At 33.3% G+C, this 25,491-nt stretch carries 22 protein-coding genes and 1 riboswitch; of the genes, 7 read left to right on the top strand and 15 right to left on the bottom strand.

The window, feature by feature from the left end; all coding sequences use genetic code 11:
- Window positions 1–71 precede the first annotated feature (71 nt).
- The 9 genes from AABL81_RS04310 to AABL81_RS04350 form a co-directional block, all read right to left on the bottom strand.
- Complete coding sequence (locus AABL81_RS04310; protein WP_090408609.1) at window positions 72–770, bottom strand: pseudouridine synthase; 699 nt, start codon at window positions 768–770, stop codon at window positions 72–74.
- Window positions 771–866: 96 nt separating this feature from the next.
- The gene (locus AABL81_RS04315; RefSeq protein ID WP_341340429.1) at window positions 867–3,521 is read right to left on the bottom strand and encodes a carboxypeptidase-like regulatory domain-containing protein; all 2,655 of its coding nucleotides are present in this window, start codon (window positions 3,519–3,521) and stop codon (window positions 867–869) included.
- A gap of 188 nt (window positions 3,522–3,709) precedes the next feature.
- Complete coding sequence (locus AABL81_RS04320) at window positions 3,710–4,516, bottom strand: GLPGLI family protein (RefSeq protein ID WP_158210378.1); 807 nt, start codon at window positions 4,514–4,516, stop codon at window positions 3,710–3,712.
- Window positions 4,517–4,650: 134 nt separating this feature from the next.
- Window positions 4,651–5,112, bottom strand: coding sequence for a GNAT family N-acetyltransferase (locus AABL81_RS04325; RefSeq protein WP_090408612.1), 462 nt, complete (start codon window positions 5,110–5,112; stop codon window positions 4,651–4,653).
- Between the two features lie 75 nt (window positions 5,113–5,187).
- Window positions 5,188–5,919 carry a CPBP family glutamic-type intramembrane protease gene (locus tag AABL81_RS04330; RefSeq protein ID WP_341340430.1) on the bottom strand — a complete coding sequence of 244 codons (732 nt, stop codon included), beginning with the start codon at window positions 5,917–5,919 and terminating at the stop codon, window positions 5,188–5,190.
- A gap of 85 nt (window positions 5,920–6,004) precedes the next feature.
- Entirely contained in the window at window positions 6,005–6,481 is a 477-nt protein-coding gene (locus AABL81_RS04335; protein WP_158210376.1) for a hypothetical protein, read from the bottom strand.
- Between the two features lie 34 nt (window positions 6,482–6,515).
- Window positions 6,516–7,466: an NAD(P)-dependent oxidoreductase gene (locus AABL81_RS04340; protein ID WP_158210375.1), complete on the bottom strand. Its 951-nt coding sequence runs from the start codon at window positions 7,464–7,466 to the stop codon at window positions 6,516–6,518.
- Window positions 7,467–7,563: 97 nt separating this feature from the next.
- Window positions 7,564–8,631: a 3-phosphoserine/phosphohydroxythreonine transaminase gene (gene serC, locus AABL81_RS04345; protein WP_341340431.1), complete on the bottom strand. Its 1,068-nt coding sequence runs from the start codon at window positions 8,629–8,631 to the stop codon at window positions 7,564–7,566.
- A gap of 3 nt (window positions 8,632–8,634) precedes the next feature.
- Window positions 8,635–9,693 carry an acyl-CoA reductase gene (locus tag AABL81_RS04350; RefSeq protein ID WP_341340432.1) on the bottom strand — a complete coding sequence of 353 codons (1,059 nt, stop codon included), beginning with the start codon at window positions 9,691–9,693 and terminating at the stop codon, window positions 8,635–8,637.
- A gap of 74 nt (window positions 9,694–9,767) precedes the next feature.
- Between AABL81_RS04350 and AABL81_RS04355 the strand changes: the two genes are divergently transcribed.
- Together AABL81_RS04355 and AABL81_RS04360 are read left to right on the top strand one after the other, a co-directional pair.
- Window positions 9,768–10,118, top strand: a complete 351-nt coding sequence (locus AABL81_RS04355; RefSeq protein WP_090408630.1) for a 4Fe-4S dicluster domain-containing protein — start codon at window positions 9,768–9,770, stop codon at window positions 10,116–10,118.
- 171 nt (window positions 10,119–10,289) lie between these two features.
- Window positions 10,290–10,529: a hypothetical protein gene (locus AABL81_RS04360; protein ID WP_199269091.1), complete on the top strand. Its 240-nt coding sequence runs from the start codon at window positions 10,290–10,292 to the stop codon at window positions 10,527–10,529.
- An 816-nt stretch (window positions 10,530–11,345) separates the two neighbouring features.
- Here the strand turns inward: AABL81_RS04360 and AABL81_RS04365 are convergent.
- Window positions 11,346–11,753 carry an acyl-CoA thioesterase gene (locus AABL81_RS04365; protein ID WP_158210373.1) on the bottom strand — a complete coding sequence of 136 codons (408 nt, stop codon included), beginning with the start codon at window positions 11,751–11,753 and terminating at the stop codon, window positions 11,346–11,348.
- 254 nt (window positions 11,754–12,007) lie between these two features.
- A riboswitch (cobalamin riboswitch) is annotated at window positions 12,008–12,197 on the bottom strand.
- Window positions 12,198–12,385: 188 nt separating this feature from the next.
- Complete coding sequence (locus tag AABL81_RS04370) at window positions 12,386–14,416, bottom strand: LTA synthase family protein (RefSeq protein ID WP_158210372.1); 2,031 nt, start codon at window positions 14,414–14,416, stop codon at window positions 12,386–12,388.
- A gap of 242 nt (window positions 14,417–14,658) precedes the next feature.
- On the opposite strand from AABL81_RS04370, the gene rpmH reads away from it, so the two are divergent.
- The 4 genes from rpmH to mgtE all read left to right on the top strand — a co-directional run bounded on the left by rpmH (window position 14,659) and on the right by mgtE (window position 20,730).
- Window positions 14,659–14,820, top strand: a complete 162-nt coding sequence (gene rpmH, locus AABL81_RS04375; RefSeq protein WP_081498613.1) for a 50S ribosomal protein L34 — start codon at window positions 14,659–14,661, stop codon at window positions 14,818–14,820.
- 148 nt (window positions 14,821–14,968) lie between these two features.
- Window positions 14,969–17,821, top strand: coding sequence for a carbamoyl-phosphate synthase large subunit (carB, locus tag AABL81_RS04380; protein WP_158210371.1), 2,853 nt, complete (start codon window positions 14,969–14,971; stop codon window positions 17,819–17,821).
- A gap of 136 nt (window positions 17,822–17,957) precedes the next feature.
- Window positions 17,958–19,280 (top strand): DNA recombination protein RmuC, encoded by a 1,323-nt coding sequence (locus AABL81_RS04385; RefSeq protein WP_158210370.1) that lies wholly within the window; start codon window positions 17,958–17,960, stop codon window positions 19,278–19,280.
- Window positions 19,281–19,416: 136 nt separating this feature from the next.
- Window positions 19,417–20,730, top strand: a complete 1,314-nt coding sequence (mgtE, locus tag AABL81_RS04390; protein WP_158210369.1) for a magnesium transporter — start codon at window positions 19,417–19,419, stop codon at window positions 20,728–20,730.
- A 318-nt stretch (window positions 20,731–21,048) separates the two neighbouring features.
- Here the strand turns inward: mgtE and AABL81_RS04395 are convergent, their stop codons facing one another.
- Both AABL81_RS04395 and AABL81_RS04400 read right to left on the bottom strand, forming a co-directional pair.
- On the bottom strand, window positions 21,049–21,276 hold the full coding sequence (locus AABL81_RS04395) for a hypothetical protein (protein ID WP_341340433.1): 228 nt from the start codon (window positions 21,274–21,276) through the stop codon (window positions 21,049–21,051).
- Between the two features lie 43 nt (window positions 21,277–21,319).
- Complete coding sequence (locus tag AABL81_RS04400) at window positions 21,320–22,564, bottom strand: MFS transporter (RefSeq protein WP_158210367.1); 1,245 nt, start codon at window positions 22,562–22,564, stop codon at window positions 21,320–21,322.
- A gap of 149 nt (window positions 22,565–22,713) precedes the next feature.
- Here AABL81_RS04400 and meaB point away from each other — a divergent pair, with 149 nt between their 5' ends.
- The gene (meaB, locus tag AABL81_RS04405; protein ID WP_341340434.1) at window positions 22,714–23,790 is read left to right on the top strand and encodes a methylmalonyl Co-A mutase-associated GTPase MeaB; all 1,077 of its coding nucleotides are present in this window, start codon (window positions 22,714–22,716) and stop codon (window positions 23,788–23,790) included.
- Window positions 23,791–23,793: 3 nt separating this feature from the next.
- On the opposite strand, the gene AABL81_RS04410 is transcribed toward meaB, so the two are convergent.
- Window positions 23,794–24,045, bottom strand: coding sequence for a hypothetical protein (locus AABL81_RS04410; RefSeq protein WP_341340435.1), 252 nt, complete (start codon window positions 24,043–24,045; stop codon window positions 23,794–23,796).
- Between the two features lie 11 nt (window positions 24,046–24,056).
- Window positions 24,057–25,427, bottom strand: coding sequence for an MATE family efflux transporter (locus AABL81_RS04415; protein ID WP_341340436.1), 1,371 nt, complete (start codon window positions 25,425–25,427; stop codon window positions 24,057–24,059).
- Window positions 25,428–25,491 lie beyond the last annotated feature (64 nt).

The following is a 25,491-nucleotide window of genomic DNA, read 5'->3' on the forward strand; positions in this document are numbered from 1 at the left end:
CCGTAAACTGAAAACCGTAAACTGAAAACCGTAAACTGAAAACCGTAAACTGAAAGCTGTAAGCTGTAAACCTACTTATAAAACTCTTCTAAATCAAATCCTAATACAGCATTATACTTAGTGTATTGCTCATCAATAGTAGCACGTAGTTTAATGCGTTCTTGTGTTATTGGATGATCAAACTCAAGTTCTAATGCGTGAAGTAGCATAGCGCCAAGGTTATGTGTATCTAACCACAGCTTGTTTTGTTTATTACATCCGTGAGGCCGACTACCGATAATTGGGTGAAAGATATGCTTGAAGTGCTTGCGCAATTGATGTTGTCTCCCTGTTTCAGGATGTGCTTCTACCAAAGAATAACGAGAAGTTAGGTGTTGCCCAAAAGGCATATCTACCTCAACGCGTTGCAAGGTTTTATAATACGTTTTTGCCTCTTGTGTTTGTCCACTATCATTTGTAAGCGCGTAATCAATTGTTTCTTCATCAATGGTGTACCCACGAACAATAGCAATATATTTCTTCTCAACTTTTCGCGTTGCAAAGTCGTCATTCAACACCTTAAGCGTTTCTTTATCTAATGCAAATAACAACACACCAGAAGTTTTTCTGTCTAATCTGTGAACAGGATAAACGTATTGTCCTATCTGATCTCGCAAGATTTGAATAGCGTACTCTTGTATATCGCTCGCGATAAACGACTTGTGTACCAGTAAATCTCTTGGTTTATTAATTGCAACGACGTACTCGTCTTGGTAAAGAATTTCTAACATAAGCGCAAAGATAAAATAAGTCTGCACATTCTAAATAGCTAATTCCTAAAAATCAAAAGCTCCTTTCTTGTGGAGAAAAAAGCTTTTTTAATTTATTTAAAAGTTAAAACGTACCGATGCTAAAACTTGTGTGGGTCTAAGTTTAAAACCTGTTCTTGCTGTTTGAATATTATTTACAATGACCTGTTCATATTCCTTTGTATTCAATATATTTCGCCATTCTATATCAAAGTCAATCTTCTTTTTATTCCACTTAAAACGATACATCAAATCCATAAAACGATTCGAAAAAGTTTGTTTATCAAAGGTATTCTCCCGATAATCTAACTTCCATACAAAACTTTGGGTTTTAAATGGAATAATATCAAAACGAACATTATGACTTGTAGAATAGCTATATACAGATGTTAGTTCTTCTTTTCGTTCTTGTTCCCCATAATTAAAATCATAGGTGAAGTTTACCCAATCAAAGTGATTATTGCTAATTTGTAAACCATAATTATAATTATACATATTAACATCACGTAAAACCCTATTAATCAACACTTCACTATTGTTCCTGTTAAAACTAAACATCCCTTTTACATTCATACTCAATTTGCTCAAAAACTTACCTACATTAAGATTTGCCATATGACTAAAATTAGTATTCTTCTTTTCAATAGCTTCTATAACTTGCTGACCATTATCATCTATATGCGTAGAAAACAATACTTTATAATCTATTTTAGTATAACCAATATTCCCATTTGCAAACAATCCGTTGAAAGGGTTTTTGAACTCAAAAGCTATTCTTGAACTAAAACTTTTAGTATCCTCTATCTTATTTTTAAAAGCAATAAAATCTAATCCTCTAAATATGAAATTCGGATATAATTGACTCAAAGGAGTATAACTTGTTGATTGACTTGTACTCCCTCTAATTGTCCACATAGGCGAAAGTTTATAAGAGGTATAAAACGATGGCGTTAAATTCACTTTGTTTTTTGTCGTCTTCTCATCAATCACACGATTGTTTAAAGAAAATGTATTCCATACAATGGGCAAGTTAAAACTCATATCTAACTTAGTACCTTTATAGCTTACCCCTGTCCTTAATACATTATTAAATCGATCGTAATTTAAATCGTTTTGATATTGATTACCAACATTCTCTTTGTTTTGTTGCCAACCATATAAATCTGTTTCTACTTTTCTATTTTCATATACTAAACTATACTCCTCACTAATTGTCCATTTCTTCACTTTCCACGATATAGAAAAAGCATTGTTGGTATAAAAAGTATTATCCATATACTCTTGTTCAAGAGATTCATATTGCTTTAACGCTTCATCTGGAAAATTTAAAGTACTAATAGAAGTAGCATCATAATCTTGTTTATCACGTGTAAAATCAACAAGTGACTTGAAATTGATAAACTTATTCCTTCCTACTGGTATAAGTGTACTCATTGAGTTTTGTAAACTAAACGAAGGTGATTGTACACTTTGATAAATTGGATCAGTATTTAAGAGTAATACCCCTCTATTTTTAGACCTATTTAAACTAATCGTTACATAATCTTTAAAGAAATTATCTTCAGTATTCTTAGTAAAAGTAAATACTGATTTAAAGTTTTCTTCAAACAAGAAACTGTTATTTTTACGACTATAGCGAATCACTTGATCACTGTTATCTTCTGTAATATTTTTAACTTCAGTATACTCCTCTCCCGTGCGTTCTATCTCATTATTGTAATAATACACATTAGTTCTCATCTCTAATTTCTCCGTCAATTTTGTAAGGAAATTAGCTGAAACTAAATGTGATTTATTGAAAAGATAACGAGATTGATCAATTGAAGGAATAGTCGTTTCTGCCATATATAAAGTTGTTCCTATGGATTTAGAATAACTATACGTATCATAACTTCCTACAATAGAAAAGTCTTGTAGTTTATTAGAAATATTGTTTCCTGTATTATTAGCCTCATAATTAAAAAGATACTGTAAACCTTTGCTTAAAAACATAGGAGAAAGCGACGTATTCCACAAAAATGGATCAGCCCCCACTCCAGCTCTTCCACTGCCACTAAAACTAACTTTATCTTTTAATCGAATATTAATAGCTGGACTTTCTGAGGCTATTCTATTCTCTAACATTTTAATGGGTTGATGGTTTTCTAACACTTCTAATTTATCAACGTGAAGATTGGGTAATGCTTTTGTAATCGAAGAGTATCTTCCTCCCATTAAATCCTTGCCTTCTACGTAAAACTTATTAATTTCTTTGCCTTGATATTTAATTTGGCCTTCTTCAGAAACTTCAATACCAGGCATTTTTTTCAAGACATCCTCTAAAACACGATCATTCTTTCCTGCAAATGCTTTTAAGTCAAAAACAATCGTATCATTGTGCTGTGTAATAGCAGATGCTTTAACAAATATCTCTTCTAATTGTGTAGCTTCAGGAACAAGCTCAAACGCAAATTCTTGTGATTCATTTGCTATCTGCTTTGTCTGAGATAAGAAATTTAATGCATTAACCCGAATATTAACTTCAGACTCTTTACTTCTTAAAGCAAGTTCAAACCTACCTTTTTCATCTACCAACTCATAAGCTATAACAGCTTTAGTATTTAAATCTTCAATAATAACTGTAGCGTGATCAATAGGTTGTTTAGTATTATCAAACACCCTCCCCTTTAAAACCACTTGTGCTTGTGTAGTACAGAAGGTAAGTATAAAAAAAAGTAAAATAAAATGTTTCATAAAGTAAAATCGTCTGTACAAAAGCAACCATTTAACAGAGTCAGTTGCACTGTCAATATTGCTATTTCTAATTGGTTTATATGTCAACTGTTATTCATAACGCATTACCTCTTCAAAATTTTGCTACTAAGAACTACCTATTAACAAAAGGAAAAAGGATTACAATAAACAACATCTATATTTGCCTTTTATAGTTTTTCAATATGATTGGTATCATCTCCAACACGGCTATTTAGATTAGCTTCTGATTCAGAATTAGGCTCAACGTGTATGGTAATTCCACGCTCACTTAAAACTTGTTTTCTTGTTTTATTTGAGGCTATTTCACGTGCTTTAAGCATTCTTTTTGCATCAACAAGCATTGCATCTTCATAACCAAAATATCTACTAACTGTTTGTACCTTTTCACTTTTTCTAAATTCGAAAAGATAATCTGCTTTATCGTCAACTGCTTTTACAACAAAACCTGGTAAGTTCTTAAATTTATAGGGTCCCTCAATCAAATCTATTTCAGTTGTAAACCACACTGTCCATATCCTACCTCGTAACTCTCCTATTGCTTTCTGAACTTTCATCCCTTCATATTCTTCGATTTCCGGGAGTATATCCCACTTAATTTCCTTCAGTGAACTTTCCATCTTCATCAAAGAAGCCCCTACTTTACTAACTACATAAACTTTTTGTCCCTCTCGAATAACAGTCCAATCTAAACGTGTCGCTGCAACTCCAGGAGGAAAGAACATCTCTCCTCTAAACATCGAATTCTTTTCCTCTGCTAAAAACTCAATTAATTTAGATTTTGACTCTGAAGAAAATCTCGATTGATTAGCCCATACATCTAAATACATTTTCTCTGTATAAACACTATCTGCATCTTTTACACTTGGTTTAAACATTACTTCGTATTCATATCGCATTACATCAATTTTATCTTGTGCAATAACATTAAATGAGCTTATAAAGATTATAAGCATAAAATAAAGACTCTTTTTCATAAATAGAATTTTGATATATCAAATATAGCATTAACTGTCTGTTAAAAAAATTAACGATTATAATACATCATATTTCGACATAAAAAATCCCCAAGCACATAGCACTTGGGGATTCAATTACTTTATTTTGTAGGCTACTCTGCTGTAGCTTTTCTAATCATATCTACGTGTGGGATATTGTCTTCCAAATAATCCTCTGACACTGCTTCAAATCCAAATGAACCGTAAAACTTCTTTAAATAACACTGTGCTCCGATTTGAATATCTTGCGCTCCAAACTCCTCTTCTATCTTATCAATTGCGTGTTGCATCAATACCTTGCCATAACCATCTTTGCGATAATCAGCGTGAACAGCAACTCGCCCAATAGATATTTCAGGATAACTCAAGCCCGGTGGTACAATACGCGCACAAGCGATAACTTGATTTAATTTAGTTGCATATACGTGAAGACACTGTTTGTCCTTACCATCTAATTCTGGATAAGCACAATTCTGTTCAACTACAAAAATATCTGTACGCAAACGTATAATATCATATAGTTCCTCATTTGTCAATTCTTCAAATAATTTCGTGTGCCAATGTACGCTGTTCATATAGTGAGCTTTTAAGTTCGATACAAAGGTAAATAATTCTCAAAAAAATCAAATAAAACATTAACACTAAATAGCTTACATCTCAGGAAAATATTTCATTCCGATATAAAAAACGGTAAAGGCAAAGCCATTGTTTAAGGCGTGAAACAAGTATCCGTACCAAAAACCAAAGCGTATTCGCACATACCCCATCCCTACTCCTAAAATCAACTGAGGCAAGGTAATCAATGGGGATAACAACAACAAGCGCAGTGATACTGTGTCAAAATTAAATATGTGCACAAACCCAAACAAGATACTGTAACCGTAAAATACGTATAAAAAATTCTGATGCCAATACTTAGCTATTCGTTCTTTAAAACGAGTAATAACATAAATTCCCCCTGCAAAAATAGCTAAGAAAACTCCACTAATACTAATGCCTTTCGCTATGCTAATATCACCTAATACCTCAACAATAGAAAAAGTACAATACAACAACAATAAAACAAAGCCTATACTAATATACTTAATCCGAAACCGCATAGGCAAACGAAAGATTACCTCTTCTAAAAAAGGTCCAATAACAACTGCAAAAACAAAAAAGAGAGCAAAACCAAATTGCTCTATTAGCTGTTCAAACCCATCGTGCATTGGCAAATCAAAAACCTCATCTATTACACTACTACTGGTTATAACAATCAAAAAGGTAATTAACCACAATTGAAATGTTCGAACCATTTTATACGGTTTGCTCGCCACCATTCCCGATAAATCAGGTTTCCTTACAAAAGACAAATAGTCGCTTAGCAACTGATTAAAATTCATAATACAATTCTTTATGCCCAAGATAAATAAAAAAAGCGACTACTCCCGTAAGAATAGTCGCTCTATTATATCTATTTTTTATTGACTAAAAAAGACCTTTTAATGCATCAAGTGCACCACCTAATCCTTCTTTTCCTCCTGTTAAAGAGCTCAATAAATCTTTAGCATTTCCACCACCTAAGCTGCTTACTAAATCAGTTACTTGGAAACCACTTTCTCCTCCTTTAGATTTAGAAACTAAGCTCTCGATAATTTTTGGAATTACAGAACCTGCGAAGTTCTTAGCGATTCCGTCAGATAATCCTACTTTACTTGTAAGACCACTAATTAAGTTAGTAACCATTCCCATTACAATAGGGTTTGACATTAAGTTACTTGTAGAACCACCTAATAAGCTTGTCAATCCACCGATATCTCCAGCAGAAAGACTGCTTTTTAATCCGTTGATGATACTATCACCTGTTTCTTTTGTAACTGCACCTGCTAAGTCAGAAGAGATTCCTGCTCCACTGATTTCGCTTGAACTAACTTGTTCAATTAATTTTGAAATTTGCTCTATCATAGTATTTATTTTTTTGTGTGCTAAAACTAACCAATTATTTTCTCAATACTTGAATTTTCTCAAATATTTCATCCCAAATTAACACTTTACTCTCATCTGTTGAAGCATTAACATTAGGGGATAAAGAAAACGCTGGTTGCATTAAAACCTGAATAGCAGGATGTGGTTCTTCTTCAAAACGGTCTATTCCAGCAAATAACAAGGCTTCTTCATTAATCTTGTCCACTAAGTCAACCTCATTGATTGCTTCAGGATAAGCACAATTGACAATTCCCAACAAATGGTGTGCATTTTCTAAAACCTCTTTATCTACTAAATAACGTTCGAAATGACGTGTGTGAATTGTTAAAAACTGCGCATCGTGAATAACCTTGTGCTTGTCTGTACTTTTTAGGTCAACAGGAAAATGAATTCCATTTGGCAATACATATTCTCCTTTTAATTCTTCAATCGAATCATCATTATACAGAACGTGCATTCCCAATGCCAAAGCTTTCTGAGCTACTAACTCCCCTGCTTTGTTCATTCCTAAAATACCCAAAGTTTTACCAGCTAATTCAATTCCATTGCCATAAGACTCTTGCAACATCTTGAAGCTTGCATCTCCTTCTAACGGCATATTTCTATTTGACTCTTGTAATAAGCGACACCCCGTTAACAAATGAGCAAACACCATTTCGGCAGTTGCATTAGCCAGTGCCTCTTCAGCCCAAATAACTTTGATACCGTTGCTTTTTAAATGGTCTATCGTTTCTAAATTAACTTGCGTTCCTGCAAAAACAACAGCCTTTAAATGCGCTAATTCATCTATCGTATTTTTGTCTAATAAAGTTCCTCTTTGAACCAATAAGACTTCTATTTCATTCTTTTTAGTATAATTAACCAGTTGTTCGTGAGCAACTCTAACTTCTTTTACTTCAAATCCTATTTCTTCTAAGGCAACCTTAACTTCTTCAGGGATGCCGTCATTTGCTAAAATTCTCATTTGTTCTATTTTATCAATTATACTTGTTTTAACTTGTTTACTTATCTCTACCTATCTGCTTGCTACGTTGACAACGGTTTACACAAAGCTTTGTGTACTAAACAAGGGAGTTCATCTGCTGTAACACAGAAACTAATACTTCCACGCTTTCTAACGGCAATGCGTTATACAAAGAAGCTCTATAGCCACCAACAGAACGGTGTCCTTTGATATTCATTATTTTCGCATCCTGACATAGCACATCAAAAAGAGGTGCCATTTTCTCTTCAACAAAATCAAAAGTAACGTTCATCTTAGAACGAGAGTCTACTTTTGCAATTCCATTGATAAAATCACAATCGTCAATTACCTTGTACAACAAAGCTGCTTTTTGATTATTGACTTTTTCTATGGCTGATACCCCACCTAAATTGTGTAACCATCTAAAGTTTAATAAACTTGTATAGATTGCAAACACGTTGGCTGTGTGGTACAAACTCCCTTTATTTATATGCTCTTGATAGTTCAGCATATTGGGAATAGAACGCGATGTTTTACCTAATACTTCTTCTTTAATCAAAACAACACTCAAGCCGGCAGGACCTATATTTTTTTGTGCTCCTGCGTAAATAACATCAATTTTGTCGTAATCAAATTCACGCGAATAGATATCAGAACTCATATCACACACCATAGGGCAATCTGCTTTAGGAACAGCGTTAAACTGTGTTCCGTAAATCGTATTATTTGATGTAAAATGAAGGTAATCAAGTCCGGTTGGTACTATAATATCTTTCGGAATATAAGTAAACTTTTGATCCTCAGAAGAAGCGATTAAGTCCACTTCTCCAAACTGAGTAGCTTGTTCCAAAGCTTTAGTAGCCCAGGTGCCGGTATTGATATAACCAGCCCTGTGCTCTAATAAATTATAAGGAATGCGCATAAATTCCATACTGGCTCCCCCTTGTAAAAACAAGGCAGTATACCCTTTGTTTTCCAATCCAAGTAAAGACAAAGCCAATGCTTTTGCTTCTTCTAACACAGCGATAAACTCTTTACTTCTATGCGAGATAGATAAAATAGACATACCGCTACCGTTGAAATTCTGAACAGCTTCTGCCGCTTGTTCATACACTGTGGTTGGCAACAAACAAGGACCAGCCGAAAAGTTATGCACCTTTTTCATTTTCTATAAATCTAATAAGAAACGCAATGTATCTACATTATCAGCATAATCCCATAATTGTGGGCTTTGCGTTTGTCCAAATGCAATACTTCCGTCAATTAAATTATTGGATACGATACACTGTATTTTCTCGTGATCGTTTGCAAGACGTGTTTTCACTTCTTCAATATCGTCATAATACTCGTAAAATACAGACGATATAGGTGATGCGTAAGTAGTATCTTCTTTAATTGTCAAGAAACCATTGTCTAACAATTTGAACTCACTCATCAAGAAAACTGCTTTGTTATAGTCGTAGTTATTTGAGTATTTCTCATATTCAATAACATCGCGGTATTCGTACATTCCTTGGTAAAAACCATCAAATACAAAACCTCTTGGCACGAATAACTTAGACACGTTTCTACATCCTAATCCGTAGTAAGTAAATACGTCTTTCCCTAAAGCAACCATATCATCGTGGCTTTCTTCGCCATTTAAAACAGCTACTGAGTTTCTGTTTTTACGAATGATATTAGGCACTTTGCTAAAGTAGTAGTCAAAATAACGCGCAGTATTATCACTACCCGTTGCAATAACTGCATCAAAATCTTCCAATTTACCTTTCACAAAAACTACGCGATCAGCAAATTTAGGTTCAACCTCTACCAAGTAATTTGACAAGAAAGGCAATAGTTTCTGGTCGTTTGAAGACATTTTTACTAAAGCGATATTTCCTGACATAAGAACAGATAAGAAATCGTGGAACCCTACTAACGGAATATTTCCAGCTAAAATAAGTCCAACTTTCTTTAAAGGTTCTTTTGCAAAATCATATTGTGAAGTCCACTTTTCTAAGTTTTCTTTAGTCAAAGCATCAGCCCAAGAGCTAATCGAATTAATAACTTGTTCTTGTGTAAACCAACCATTGTAGTTTACGCTACTATTAATTAATTCTTCAAATTCGCAATAAAATCTATCATTATGACAAACATCATTGTTTCTTATAAACTCATTTGTAGCGAATTGGCGTAAAAAGTCTCCAATTTTAACAAACGCAACTTTTTTAACATCTAAATCCATATTGACTTGTATGTGAATTGTTTTGGGTGTAAATTTGCCACAAAGTTAATACATATAAAACAAAAATATAAGCTATGGCAATCATTATAACAGACGAATGCATTAATTGTGGAGCTTGCGAACCTGAATGTCCAAATACAGCGATTTATGAAGGTGCAGATGATTGGAGATACAAAGATGGTACAGCCCTTTCTGGTAAAATCGTTTTACCTGATGGATCTGAAGTAGACGCTGATGCGGCTCAAGAACCAGTATCTGATGAATTTTACTACATCGTACCTTCTAAATGTACGGAGTGTAAAGGATTCCACGAAGAACCTCAATGTGCTGCTGTATGCCCAGTTGATTGTTGTATTCCAGACGACAATCACGTTGAAAGTGAAGAAACACTTTTACAACGTCAAGCATTTTTACACAAGCACTAAAATATAGAAAGCGAAACTTAACAGTTTCGCTTTTTTTGTGTCTTAAAATACAAACCACTACTTACTTTTACCAAATTCCCTACAACTATCCATTTTTCAAAGAGTTATAAAGTTAAAATCATTTTAATTTCACTAACTTTAGTACATATATTAACCTAAATATTGTGTAAGATGAAAAAAGAAAATTTGTTGTGGACAACAGTTATGTTATTAGCAAGCACGTTTGCAATAGCAGGAGGTCCTTCTATTCAATTATGGGGTGGAGGTTTATTTGGTTTTAGTGTAGGTTCTATTGCCGCAGTTTATTTGTCTTGGAAAAAAAACAAATCTATACTTTGGGCTATTATCCACTTTGTTTTAGGATGGTTTTATGTAATCTATTATCTCATTACTGGAGGTACTAAAAAATAACAATACTTCAAGCTCTTTCTAAAATGAAAGGGCTTTTTTATTACCTCTCTCCCTATGAACTTCCTTATCCTTTTATTCATCTATTTCCTCATTTCCTTTTACTGAGCAATTTTTTAGTCTTGCTAAAAACAGCCTATACTTAATTTGATTGCTTTCCAAATCCTATCATACGTTTCCTATAATTCTAATGGAAGCCCCCAGAAAACAAAAAAATGCAATAAGACAAATAATATCAAGTCTTTCATCCAACTTCAGGTGTTCTGTTTTAATTGACAAACCTAATTTGTACTGTACACATTTTTTAGATTAGGTACAAAAGTTGGGAGCTAAGTATAAACATCTCTTTCCTATACGAAACAAAATAAACAAAGATTTAAAATGTAATGCATTGTGCCTGTAATAAAGAACATATCAAAGCGCAGTTTTAAACACACTATGTTCGAGACATCTACCACATACGTACCACAGAGGTTCGGAAAAAAGGCATTTTCTCGAAGATGTGTGGTACTTATGTGGTACTTGTGTGAAACAAGTATCAAAGAAGCTTATAATAAAAATACTTTAAAGCCAATATAACGCCCTATAATCGGTGATTCATATACTTTATGTATATTCTTAAACTGACATTTTAATTGTTCTACTAATTCTATTTAATACTCTTATAATGTTGCTATTGTATTAAGTATATCCTTTTCTACTTACCTTCACTCTTCAATATAAACACTTTTTTTATTGTAAAAAAATAGGGATAAATCTTTTAAAAGATTTATCCCCCTACCAAAAACTAAAAAATGTAAGATGCTTACAAAATTTAAATTATTCTACCTCATCCAAAATAGGAATCGGTTTAAAATCATCATTCAATGCTACTAAAGTAAACACACCACTTACCACTTGTTGCCTATAATCTTCTTTCATCTTCTCTCTATAGACTTCTACGCGAATGCGAATGCTTGTATTTCCAATTGATTCAACCTTACCAACCATTTCAACTAATGAACCTGCAGGTATCGGTTTAGAGAAATCAATTTTATCACTACTAACGATTACAAAGTTCTTTCTACAAAATCTCGTTGCTGTCATAAAAGCTGTTTCTGTCATCATCATAATCACTCGACCACCAAACATTGTGTTGTGGTGATTCGTAGTATCAGGAAAAACGACTTTAAATACGTGTGTTTCTGCTTTTACTTTTCTCTCCTCTACTGTTTCTTTAAGAACCATTATTATTGCTTATAACTATTTCAATTCGATAAGTACAATGTATGATTACTGATAACAAATGAGAATACTCTTGTTATAGCAAATAACACTGACTTAAAAACGATATGGGAATGGAAAAATAACGTGAAGTATGAATACAATAAAATGCGATTTAGCTTATCAAACAAAAAACTAAATCTCTGCTAAAGTACTTTTAGGCTGTACTTCTTTTATTTGTATTTCAACTTGACATTAAGCTCTAAACCGCGAAAGCATCGTCTTTAAAAAAATAGGCAGGTCTCCTGACTTGTAACAACTTTTATCAACCTTCCCATCGTTTATGACGACAGTGGTTTACTTTGGATAAAAGCCTATGCGTTACTTACAGTTGCGCGACAGTTCGTGATTTTAACACGATTCCCTTTTCATACACAGTTAAGTGTAACCTCTCTTTGTTGATAGATTCCTCCTATATTTAGGAGAACCGAAAAGCGAATATAAAGAAAGTTTTGAGAATAACTATAGATTGCGCTAACGAATGATATTTTTTATTACGCTTTAATTACAGCTAATTTTACAATTAATTTACCGTAATGTAATTAGTAATAAATAAAAAAGGAGTCACATCTTGTAATGTAACTCCTCTTCTTAGCTTATTTATTTTTTAAAATGTCTTGATAAATCTTTATCGTTTTCATCGTTTTATAACTATCCATTTTATCTCGTAAAACCTTAGCGTGTTCTTCTTTCACATCACTTATCTTAAGATCTCTTTTTTGCTTGTTTATCCATTTGTAGAAATAAGGCTGACCATTCTCTATTGAAATTACTCCAATTGAATCTGCTATAAAATTATAATCATTGATTGCAAATCGATATGGAATGTTCTCTTTAAATAAATCGTCTCCTGTATAAGTATATTTAGTATTTGATAATGCTAAATTAAATATAGTTGGAAAAATATCTTTGTGAGAAGCAATAACTTCATCATTAAAATAACTTGGTTTATATTTCTCTGGAATATAAAATAGAATTGGAACACTTCTTTTTAGAAACCCTTGCTCTGGTTTATATTCAAACACTTGTCTAATATTATGGTCTCCTGATGCAACAATAATTGTATTTTCTCCAAATGGCGAATTTTTAATCTCTTTTATTAATCGGGCAAGCTCAGACGCTGCATATTGATGTGAGTAAAAATTAGCATATGCCGTAGCTTCATCTACACGAATCTCCTTTAATAAATTATCAGGCATACGAATAGGCTTTGTTTTAAAGGACTTAGGAACTTCAAAAGGAGTATGGTTACTAATTGTCAACCCAAAAATATACTTAGGTTTAGAAGGGTCTTCTTTTAGTTTATCAAAAATATAGTCAAACAAATAACCATCGTGTACTCCCCAAGCAAATTCCTCTGCATTTGGATATTTGCTCTGAATATTATTTTTCCCCTCAATATAATCATAACCTTGATGTTTAATCATATTATCAATATTACGCCAAGATATACTTGCTCCTGTTAGAAAATACGTACTATACCCATTCTCTTTAAAAGGTAATGCTACCGACGAAGTAAAAGGAGTATCAAAATAAACTGATTGAGATATAATTGTTTTAGGTGTACCTATTAAAAAACTCTCAAGTGTTTGTATTGTCCCATTATAAGCAGATAGTCCATTTTTAAAGTAATACAAATCAGGCAATTCATCAGCCAAATCACCTATTAAATTAAACTCATCTGTATTTATATCAAAGTAATGATTACTCATACTTTCCATTTGAATAAAAATTATGTTAGGAGGATTTTGCTTTAAAAATTCATTATAAGCAGTATGAGCATACATTTCATTGTCGAACAAAGAATCGTTCGTTCCTTTATACATCTTTTGAACCTCAGCAAAACTATTTAAACCAATAGCTTTCAGTTCGCTTTCAATATCTGGATTTATTGCGTTTTCTTTTCGCTCTGAATTAGCAAACTTCAAAGAATACAAGGCATTATAACATAAGGAATTTACAAACTCATTTGTAGTAATATTTGTATGCTCTCTTCTAAGTGTAAAAACACCTACGCTCCCCCTCATTCCAATAAAAAATAAAGGAAATAGTAAAAGCATTATTAAACCGATCACCTTATTATTGGTAGTAGGTAAATTATTAGCACTTCTCTTTACAAAACGAGACACTAATAGTAAACCAAGAATAGCAATAACATATACACCGAGAATTTTAAACAAAGGATAGTCTGTCCAAACTGAATTTAATACTGCTGTAGTATCATCATAAAAGATTCCAAAGAACAATAAATTAATATGAGATTGGAAAAACTGGTAAAAGAAAAAATCTATTGTTATTAAAGAAACAAATACAACTAAGACAAATAATAAATAATACTTAGCAGAACTTAGAAAAACAGAAATAAACTTCGACTCAATTCTCTTAGGTATAAATAAAGAAACTAACCAAAATAAAACTATTGGTAAAAAACCATAACAAATTGCAGACACGTCAAAACGAGCTCCAACAATAAAAGATTCAATAATCCCTGTTTTATAAGCCGCTAACTCAGTAAAGTTTCCATAATTAAGTAAAAAAAATAACCTTCCTATGAAGAACACAAGCAAAAAATATGCGAAATACTTCAAAGAGATTTTACATATTTTCACAAATAAACCTAAATTCATAATGTTTCTATAATTCTATTAAAATGCAAAATTATAAATTCTCACATTATATACTATAATTAGTTACCTTTTCTATTATATTTGCAAGAGAAGGAAAACTCAAAAGAAAAACTAAAAATATTTTTCAAAACATTTTGTAAGAGTAAAAAGACTTTTATATATTTGCACTCGGTTTTGAAAGGACAAGTATTTCGAAGCTGATTTTTTGAGATAGTAAAATTTAAGATTTAAAGATAAAAGCAATGAGCAAAAGAACGTTTCAACCATCGAATAGAAAAAGAAGAAACAAGCATGGTTTCATGGAAAGAATGTCTACTCCAAACGGTAGAAAAGTATTAGCTGCAAGAAGAGCTAAAGGAAGACATAAAATCTCTGTTTCTTGTGAAACAAGACATAAAAAATAATGTTTGTATAAAACATAGCTAAAGGTGTTACTATTATTCGTAACGCCTTTTTTTATAGTCTGTCGGAAACGAAACTATCTATCACACACAACAACACTAAACTTACTTTATTGATTATAAAGTAATTAACATAACAACACAATTAAAGATGCCTAAAGACACTTCCATTAAAACTGTACTAATCATTGGTTCTGGACCAATCATTATCGGACAAGCTTGTGAATTTGACTATTCAGGTTCACAGTCAGCAAGATCTCTAAGAGAAGAGGGAATTAAAGTTATCCTTATTAACTCTAACCCTGCTACAATTATGACTGACCCTTCAATGGCAGATCATATTTACTTAAAACCTTTGACAGCAAGATCAATCATCGAGATCCTTGTGGCGCATCCTGAAATTGATGCTGTACTACCTACAATGGGAGGACAGACAGCATTGAACTTATGTTTAGAATGTGACGATAAAGGTATTTGGTCTGATTTTGGAGTTCGCCTTATCGGAGTTGATATCAACGCTATCAATGTTACAGAGGACCGTGAGCAATTCAAACAATTGTTAGAAAAAATTGACGTTCCTGCTGCACCTGCAAAAACTGCTACTTCTTACTTAGAAGGGAAAGAAATTGCACAAGAATTCGGTTTCCCATTAGTAATTCGTCCTTCGTTTACTTTAGGAGGAACAGGAGCTGCTTTTGTTTACAAAGCGGAAGACTTTGACGAACTATTGAAAAATGGTCTTGAAGCATCTCCAATCCACGAAGTTTTAATTGACAAAGCTTTACTTGGATGGAAAGAATATGAATTAGAGTTATTACGTGATAAAAACGATAACGTAGTAATTATATGTACTATTGAAAATATGGACCCAATGGGAATCCACACTGGAGATAGTATTACTGTAGCACCTGCTATGACATTATCAGATAGAACATTCCAAAGAATGCGTGATTTATCTATCAAAATGATGCGTAGTATCGGAAACTTCGCTGGTGGATGTAACGTACAGTTCGCTGTGTCTCCAGATGAAAAAGAAGATATTGTTGCTATTGAAATTAACCCACGTGTATCTCGTTCTTCTGCTTTAGCATCTAAAGCAACTGGATACCCTATTGCTAAAGTAGCTACTAAATTAGCGTTAGGTTATACATTAGACGAGTTACAAAACCAAATTACTAAATCTACATCAGCTTTATTTGAGCCGACTTTAGATTATGTAATTGTAAAAATCCCTCGTTGGAACTTTGATAAATTTGAAGGAGCTGACCGCACATTAGGTCTTCAAATGAAATCAGTTGGTGAGGTAATGGGTATTGGACGTTCATTCCAAGAAGCATTACACAAAGCAACACAATCATTAGAAATTAAACGTAACGGTTTAGGAGCTGATGGTAAAGGTTATACAAACTATGATCAAATCATTGAAAAATTAACTCACGCAAGCTGGGATAGAGTTTTTGTAATCTATGATGCAATCCAACACGGAATTCCATTAAGCAGAATTCATGAAATTACTAAGATTGATATGTGGTTCTTAAAACAATATGAAGAACTATATATGCTTGAAAAAGAAATTTCTAAATATACACTTGAAACTTTACCAAAAGACTTAATGTTAGAAGCGAAACAAAAAGGTTTTGCCGACAGACAAATAGCTCATATGCTAAAAACAGTTGAAAGTAAAGTTCACAATTTACGTGATGAACAAGGAATTAAACGTGTGTTCAAGTTGGTTGATACTTGTGCTGCTGAATTCCCTGCTAAAACACCATACTACTACTCTACTTTTGAATCTGAAATAGAACGCCCTGACGGAACTCGTTATGTTTCTAATGAAAGTGTTGTATCTGACAAGAAAAAAGTAGTTGTATTAGGATCAGGACCTAACCGTATTGGTCAAGGTATTGAGTTTGACTACTCTTGTGTACACGGTGTATTAGCTGCTGAAGAATGTGGATACGAAACAATTATGATTAACTGTAACCCTGAAACTGTTTCTACAGATTTCGATACAGCTAATAAATTATACTTCGAACCTGTATTCTGGGAGCATATCTACGATATCATTCAACACGAAAAACCAGAAGGTGTTATCGTTCAATTAGGGGGACAAACAGCACTTAAACTTGCTGAGAAACTTGAAAGAAACGGTATCAAAATATTAGGTACAAGCTATGACGCATTAGACTTAGCTGAAGACCGTGGACGTTTCTCTACTTTATTAGAAGAGTTAAACATCCCATTCCCTCAGTTTGGTGTTGCTAAAACAGCTGAACAAGCTTTAAAATTAGCAGACGAACTTGCTTTCCCGTTATTAGTACGTCCATCATACGTATTAGGAGGTCAAGGAATGAAAATTGTAATCAACAAGAAAGAATTAGAAGAACACGTAATTGAATTATTAAACTCAATTCCTGGTAACTCTCTTCTTCTTGACCATTATTTAGCTGGTGCTATTGAAGCGGAAGCAGATGCTATCTGTGATGGAGAAAATGTACACATCATTGGTATCATGGAACACATTGAGCCTTGTGGAGTTCACTCTGGTGATAGCCACGCAATGTTGCCTCCATTCAACTTAGGAGAGTTTGTATTAAACCAAATTAAAGACCACACAAGAAAAATTGCTGTAGCTTTAAAAACAGTTGGTTTGATCAACATTCAGTTTGCAATTAAAGATGACGTTGTTTACATCATTGAAGCAAACCCAAGAGCATCTCGTACTGTTCCTTTCATTGCTAAAGCATACGGTGAACCTTATGTAAACTATGCTACTAAAGTAATGTTAGGTGAGAAAAAAGTAACAGACTTTACTTTTAATCCTCAACTAAACGGATACGCTATTAAAACTCCGGTATTCTCTTTTAACAAGTTTAAAAACGTGAATAAAAACCTTGGTCCTGAAATGAAATCTACAGGAGAAAGCATCTTATTCATCGACAATTTAAGAGATGACCAATTCTACGAAATCTACTCTCGTAGAAAAATGTACTTAAGTAAATAAGCTTTTATCTACTATACTCAAGAGGGAGGTTGGTTTTATACTAACCTCCCTTTTTTTGCTACAAACCATAGCAATACTTTATACTCCTACAATCGTTATATTCCTTATTTTTGGGTTTTAAAAACATTTATTCTCTATGTCACAAGAACTCTTAATTGGTCTATTAGCAATTTTAATTATTGTAGCCTTTTTTATAGGAAAATCAGGAAAGAAAGATGGTTCTACTAACGAATCAGCGATTAAACTACAAGCTGAAAACGACTTTCAAAACAAACAAATTCTTCAACTTCAAGATGAAAAACAAAGTATGGAAGATAGCAATGAAATCTTGCGACAAGACAACCAAGAATTAATTGCCCGTATTAGTATTCGCGAAACGGAATTTGCGAATCTTAAAGAGCGCTTAGAACAACAGCAACAGGAAACTCAAGCATTGCAAGAAAAGTTTACGATTGAATTTGAAAACTTAGCCAACAAGATCTTAGAAGAAAAGAGTGAAAAGTTTACCAAACAAAACAAATTGAACTTAGAAACGATTCTTACTCCTTTGCAAGAGAAAATACTTCACTTTGAACAAAAGGTAGAGCAAACACACAAAGAGAGCATTGACCACCACGCGGCATTGCGTCAACAAATCTTTGGTTTACAACAAACCAATATGAAGATGAGTGAGGAAACACTAAACCTGACAAAAGCACTAAAAGGAGATAATAAAATGCAAGGGAATTGGGGAGAAATGATTCTTGAAAGTGTTTTAGAAAAATCTGGTTTAGAAAAAGGTCGCGAATATGAAACACAACAAAGTTATACGACAGAGAATGGAAACAAACTTCAACCGGATGTTGTTATCTATTTACCAGACCAACGCCATATGGTTATTGACTCTAAAGTATCTTTAGTTGCCTATGAACAATACGTTAACACAACAGATGCAGATGAACAAAGACGTTATCTACAAGAACACCTAATATCTATCAAACGCCACATAGATGGTTTGTCTGAAAAGAATTATTTTGAACTGTACAAAGGGACAAGTCCTGATTTCGTTTTATTGTTTATTCCGATTGAAACAGCTTTTTCAACTGCTATTAATGCAGATAATAGTCTATACACAAAAGCATTTGAAAAAAATATAGTTATTGTAACCCCTTCAACATTGTTAGCAACGCTAAGAACTATTGAATCAATGTGGACACAACGTAAACAACAAGAAAACGCGTATGAAATAGCAAGACAAGCTGGTTTGTTATATGATAAATTTGTTGGACTAATTACTGATTTAACGAAAGTTGGTAAAAAAATTGATGAGACTAAAAACGAATACGAAAGTGCTTTTAATAAATTAAGTGAAGGAAAAGGAAATTTAATTACTTCTGTTCAAAAATTAAAAGATATGGGCGCTAAAGCAAAGAAGAGTTTAGAAAATAATTTACTTGACAAATCGGAAAATAACTCCTAATTTTTCTTTTTTTTGACAACTTTTATATTTGTTTTTAATATAAAACCGGTATAAATTTTAAAATATGCATTCTAAAGCTTATTTTTGTGTTTGTTATTTATCATATCAGTTATAATTACTTTACAAACTTTGTCCTATGACTTTTACAGATATGCACCCAGCAGATATTGCTGAAGCTATTTCAGAAATGAAAAGAAAACAGCGAAACCTTGAATTTTTAAAGCTTTCGCCCGACTTGAAGGTTGAAGTATTTTCTTTTCTTGACATCAATATCCAAGAGGAAATTGTACACAGTATGACACAAGAGGATTATGCTGATGTATTAAATAACCTTGAGCCTGATGACCGTACTGAATTATTAGAAAACTTTCCAGATGAATTAATTAAGTATTCTATCAACTTATTAAATGATACGGAAAAACAAATAGCTTTAAACCTAATCGGATACAAAGAAGATAGTATTGCCAGACTGATGACGCCCTTGTACATTCAAACAAAGGCAAACAGAACAGTAAAACAAGTTCTTCAGCATATCAAGAAATACGGAAAAAAAGCAGAAACATTAAACTACATCTATGTTGTTGATGATAACAACAAATTAATTGATGACTTAAAGTTGGGTGAGCTTGTACTTGCAAATGAAGACACTTTAATTTCTGAATTAGTAGATGATAGTTTTGTTTCAATCACCTCAACTACTCCAATGGAGGAAGCGTTTGATACGTTTGAAAAATACGACCGATCTGCTTTACCAATTATTACTGAAAAAGGAGTATTGGTTGGAATTGTAACCTTTGATGATATCTTAGATAAGATTAAAGAACGTGATACAGAGGACATCCAGAAATTCGGGGGGATGGAAGAATTAGATTTATCATATACACATACACCCCTATTTGAATTAGTCCGCAAACGTGCTGGTTGGTTAATTATCCTATTCTTAGGAGAAATGTTAACTGCCTCTGCCATGGGGTATTTCGATGAAGAAATTGAAAAGGCAGTTGTACTTGCTTTATTCGTTCCATTGATTATTTCCAGTGGTGGTAACTCAGGTTCGCAAGCAGCATCACTTGTTATTCGTGCTATGGCCTTAGGAGAATTGAAATTAAACGACTGGTGGTATGTAATGCGTAAAGAGCTTGCTTCTGGAGTTATGCTTGGAGGATTATTAGGTACAATTGGATTCATCCGTATTCTAATCTGGCAAGAAGCAGGAATATACGATTATGGAGAACATTGGGTATTCGTAGGATTGAGTGTATCTGTATCGTTGTTATTCATCGTTCTTTGGGGAACACTATCAGGTTCGTTAATTCCATTTATACTTAGAAAGTTCGGAATGGACCCTGCAACGGCATCTGCTCCATTCGTAGCTACTTTAGTAGACGTTTCTGGATTGATAATCTATTTCTCTATTGCAGCAATGTTCTTAACAGGAAAAATACTTTAAAACGACTTAAAATCAATATAACAAAAAAGCTTGAAGTTAATTCTTCAAGCTTTTTTTATTTTCTCTTATTACTAATGCACTTGTAATAGATAAGCATCGCAATCGTCTTTCTTTATTTCGTTGTTTTATAAACTGTCTTATATAGAAACACTTTCTTGTTTTACTTCACAATAAACAGCTTTCGAAGCTATGCATATGCTATACTACATAAGTTATCCTCTATCTAAGCACAGGTTTTAGTAAACTAATCTATTTCAGTTGCCTTGCTACTTGTTTACATCAAGTATTGTTGGACTCTAATAACAACCTTCTTAATCACTACTTCTTGATTAATAGAAAACTCTTGTTATCAATCGTATTATAAGTCTGTGGATTTACCGTGTCATTATAAGCAGTTACACGCGTAGTGTATTCCTCTTTATAGGTGTTCTCTTGCTTCATCACAACCACTTTTTTTTGCGAATTTTTCACAACCACTTTCTCTTTGCTAACTGTACAACTAATACAGCCTAAAAAAACAACTAATAGTAATAAAAACTTACCCATATTCATTATATTTAATTGATAATCATAAATACACAAAACGATATTATATCTCCTCTCTAAACTTCACTTTTTTCATATTAGGCAAAAAGGCAGCTATAATTCCAATTAAAGGTAAAAAAGCACAAATGTGATAAATGTGTTCAATAGACGTTTTATCTGCCCACACCCCTAATATAGCTGATCCTAAACCCCCCATACCGAATGCAAAACCGAAAAACAAACCAGATACCATACCTATCTTCTTAGGCAACAATTCTTGTGCATACACCAAAATAGAAGGGAATGCAGAGGACATAATTAAACCAATAATAACAATTAATATACCTGTCCAAAACAAATCTACATAAGGCAACAGCAGTGTAAATGGCGCAGCTCCCAATACAGAGAACCAAATAATATACTTACGCCCTACCCTATCTCCAAAGAAACCTCCGATCAAAGTACCTGCGGCAACGGCAATTAAAAAGTAGAATAAATATACTTGTGCTTGGACTTCACTTACGCCAAACTTTTCCATCGTAAAGAATTGGAAATAACTTGAAATACTCGCTACATAAAAATACTTTGAAAAAATCAGCAATAACAAGACAGCTATAGCTGAGTTAACACGAAACTTAGACAATTCAGGAATGCGAATTACCTTTTTCTTTTTGTGAACCGGATTACTTAAAATCCCCTTATACCAAGTACCTATAAAATAATATACAAACTGTGCGACTAAAGCTACAAACACAAACCACAATAAGTGTTGCTGCCCCTTTGGCAATACAATCCACGCTACTAACAACGGAGCTAATGCCGTACCTGTATTTCCACCTATCTGAAAAATAGATTGTGCTAAACTTCGCTTTCCACCTGAGGCTACAAAAGATACTCTTGACGATTCTGGATGAAAAATAGAAGACCCTATTCCAATCAATACAACAGAACACAAGACAATAGCATAACTTGGCGCAAAGCTCAACAACATCACCCCTAACATTGTGCAAATCATCCCATACATTTGAGAATAAGGTTGTGGATTCTTATCCGTATAATTTCCTACTAAGGGTTGTAGTAAAGAAGAAGAAACTTGATAACAAAAAGTAATCATACCTATTTGAGCAAAACTTAGATTATAGTTTTCTTTCAACATCGGATACACAGCAGGCACCACGGCTTGCAATAAATCATTACATAAATGTCCAAAGCTAATTGCTAATAAAATAGGATACACTGTCTTTTGTGCCAGCGATTGCTGTCCTACTTTATCTAACCATTTCTTTTGAAAACCGATAAAATTAATCATATAAATGTTGTTTGTGAGTTCGTAAATATAGCTGTAAAAGCCCTAAAACTTGGTAAATGTGCATTTTAATTTTTAACTGAAGAGATTTTTACTATTTTTACTACTCACACATCTAAAATAATAACTTCATGCATTCGTCTAACTCACAAATGAATAACACATCGGCATTAAAAGAAAATGAAGGGGTTGAACAACCTCACATTACTAATGCTAATGCTATTCAACGTTTTCAACAAAGACGCAAGCAACGTATCAGTACGGAAGAAATTATCAAGCGAATTACCAACCACGATAAAGTGGCTTTAAGTCAGGGGATCACGCTTATTGAAAGTCTTAATCAAGACCACCATAAACAAGCAGAAGAAATTATTCAAGGTTGTTTACCTTTTGCAAACAAATCTATACGTATTGGTATAACGGGAGTTCCTGGTGTTGGAAAAAGTACGTTTATCGAGTCATTCGGACAACTATTAACAGCAATGGGTAAAAAGGTAGCCGTATTAGCTATTGACCCAAGTAGTAGTATTACCAAGGGAAGTATTTTAGGGGATAAAACAAGAATGGAAGAACTTGTAAAAGATCCTAATGCTTATATCCGCCCTTCTGCATCAGGCGATAGCTTAGGTGGAGTAGCTCGTAAAACAAGAGAAAGCATCATTTTATGTGAGGCGTGTGGTTTTGATACTATTTTGGTAGAAACAGTTGGTGTAGGACAAAGTGAAACAGCTGTTCAAAGTATGGTTGACTTCTTTTTGTTGCTTAACTTAGCTGGTGCTGGAGATGAGTTACAAGGAATTAAAAGAGGGATTATGGAAATGGCTGATGCTGTTGTAATAAACAAAGCTGATGGTGAAAATGTAAAAAGAGCTCACCAAGCTAAGTTAGACTTTAATAGAGCGTTGCACTTATTCCCTAAAAAACCATCTGATTGGACTCCAAAAGTTACTACTTGTAGCGCATTACAAAACACAGGGATTCAAGAAATATGGGATATCATTGAAAAGTATTGTGAATTGACAGCACAAAACAATTACTTCCAAAATCGCAGACAAGAACAGAATCAATATTGGATGATGGAAACCATTAATGAGAACATCTTAATGAATTTCTACAATCACCAAGGTATTAAATCGCTAATTACGGAAAACAAAAAAGCAGTGCAAAACAATGAATTATCACCTTTTGCAGCTGCTCATAAAATCTTAGAATTCTATTTTAAAGAATAAGGATTAGTCTTCTTCTCCTAATTCTTCATCTTCTACATAACGTTCCATTTCTCTCTCGTAAAACTCTCCAGCTTTAACGATCAATCCTTCCATTTCAGCTTCTACTTCAGCTTCTTCATTCTCCTCGATAGTTTCTAAAAACTCAACTTCATCCGTATTTAAGTTGATAATGAATCTTGGAAAATCTAAATGTATAATGAAGATATCATCTGGAAACTCTGTATTATCTGCTAAAACAAATTTAGGTAATTGCATATTATATGATTTTAATTATTTATTAATTTATTTGATAGTTTGTGGAAGCGAAGATATAAAAATATTGCCGCAGTAGTTAATCCTGCTAACAATCCAATCCATATACCTGGCGCCCCTACATCGGTATATAATCCTAAATAGATTGACACAGGGAACCCTATAATCCAATACGATATAAAGGTAATAATCATTGGTATATTTACATCTTGTAATCCACGTAATGCACCAAGTGTCACCACCTGAATACAATCTGATATCTGGAAAATTGCAGCTACTAATAATAATTGTCCTGCTACTCTAATTACTTCGTCATTCAACACAGCGTTTACCTCATCTTTGTTGTCTAAAAACAACATTGGAATATAATTGTGAAACAACACAAAACACAAGGCAAATACAGTATAAATGATAATTGCCATTAATAAGATAGAACGAGCGACAACTTTTAACTGCACGTAATTTTTAAGTCCTTTCTGGTTTCCAACGCGAATCATTGCTGCTACACTCAATCCACTTGCAAACATAAATGTCATTGACGACATACTCAACGCAATTTGATTTGCCGCTTGAGCCACTGTACCAATCATTCCTGAAAGCCAAACAGCTCCAACGAATAGCGCAACTTCAAAGAAACTCATCATTCCTGAAGGAATTCCAAGTTTACTTATTCTATTTAGCATATCCTTTTTTAAATCAGTCACCTGCATCTTAGACATAAATGGCTTGAACATCTCTTGGCGATTCAAAGCAAAGTGCATATACACAATCATCACCAAACGCGAAATAAGTGTACCATACGCTGCCCCTAACATCCCCATTTCGGGGAAAATCCACACACCATAAATCAAAACGTAGTTACAAACAATATTTGTTACATTGGCAATTATGGTTGCGTACATTGAATTTTTGGTCTGACTTTTACCATCGGCAAACTGCTTATAAGCTTGATACATTACCATTGGAATTAAAGACAACGCCACAATATCTAAGAATGGTTTTGCCAATAAAGTAACATCCTCTGGTTGTCCCATATGCATTAATAACGGCTTAGAAAAAAAGATCAATAAAAACAATCCAATTCCTAAAGTCGTACACAAAAACAAGCCGTTCACAAAAATACTTCTTCCCGTATCTACATCATTCTCAGCATCACTATGTGCTACAAGAGGGGTAATAGCAGTAGAAAATCCAACTCCTAAAGAGATGGCAATAAAGACAAAACTATTAGCTAACGAAGCAGCTGCTAATTCAGTTGCTCCAATTTTACCAACCATAATATTATCTATTACTCCAACAATTGTATGTCCCAACATGGCTAAAATAATTGGATAGGCAAGTCGGATATTGTAATTAAACTCTTTAAAGTAAATAGATAAATTCATCTTTTTTTTTGCAAATATACAGAGTTGAGCCCGAAATAAAATTTTCACTTCTCTTAATAAATTA

It is taken from the genome of Myroides sp. C1519 (genome assembly GCF_038039755.1).
Taxonomy (GTDB): Bacteria; Bacteroidota; Bacteroidia; order Flavobacteriales; family Flavobacteriaceae; genus Flavobacterium; species Flavobacterium phaeum_A.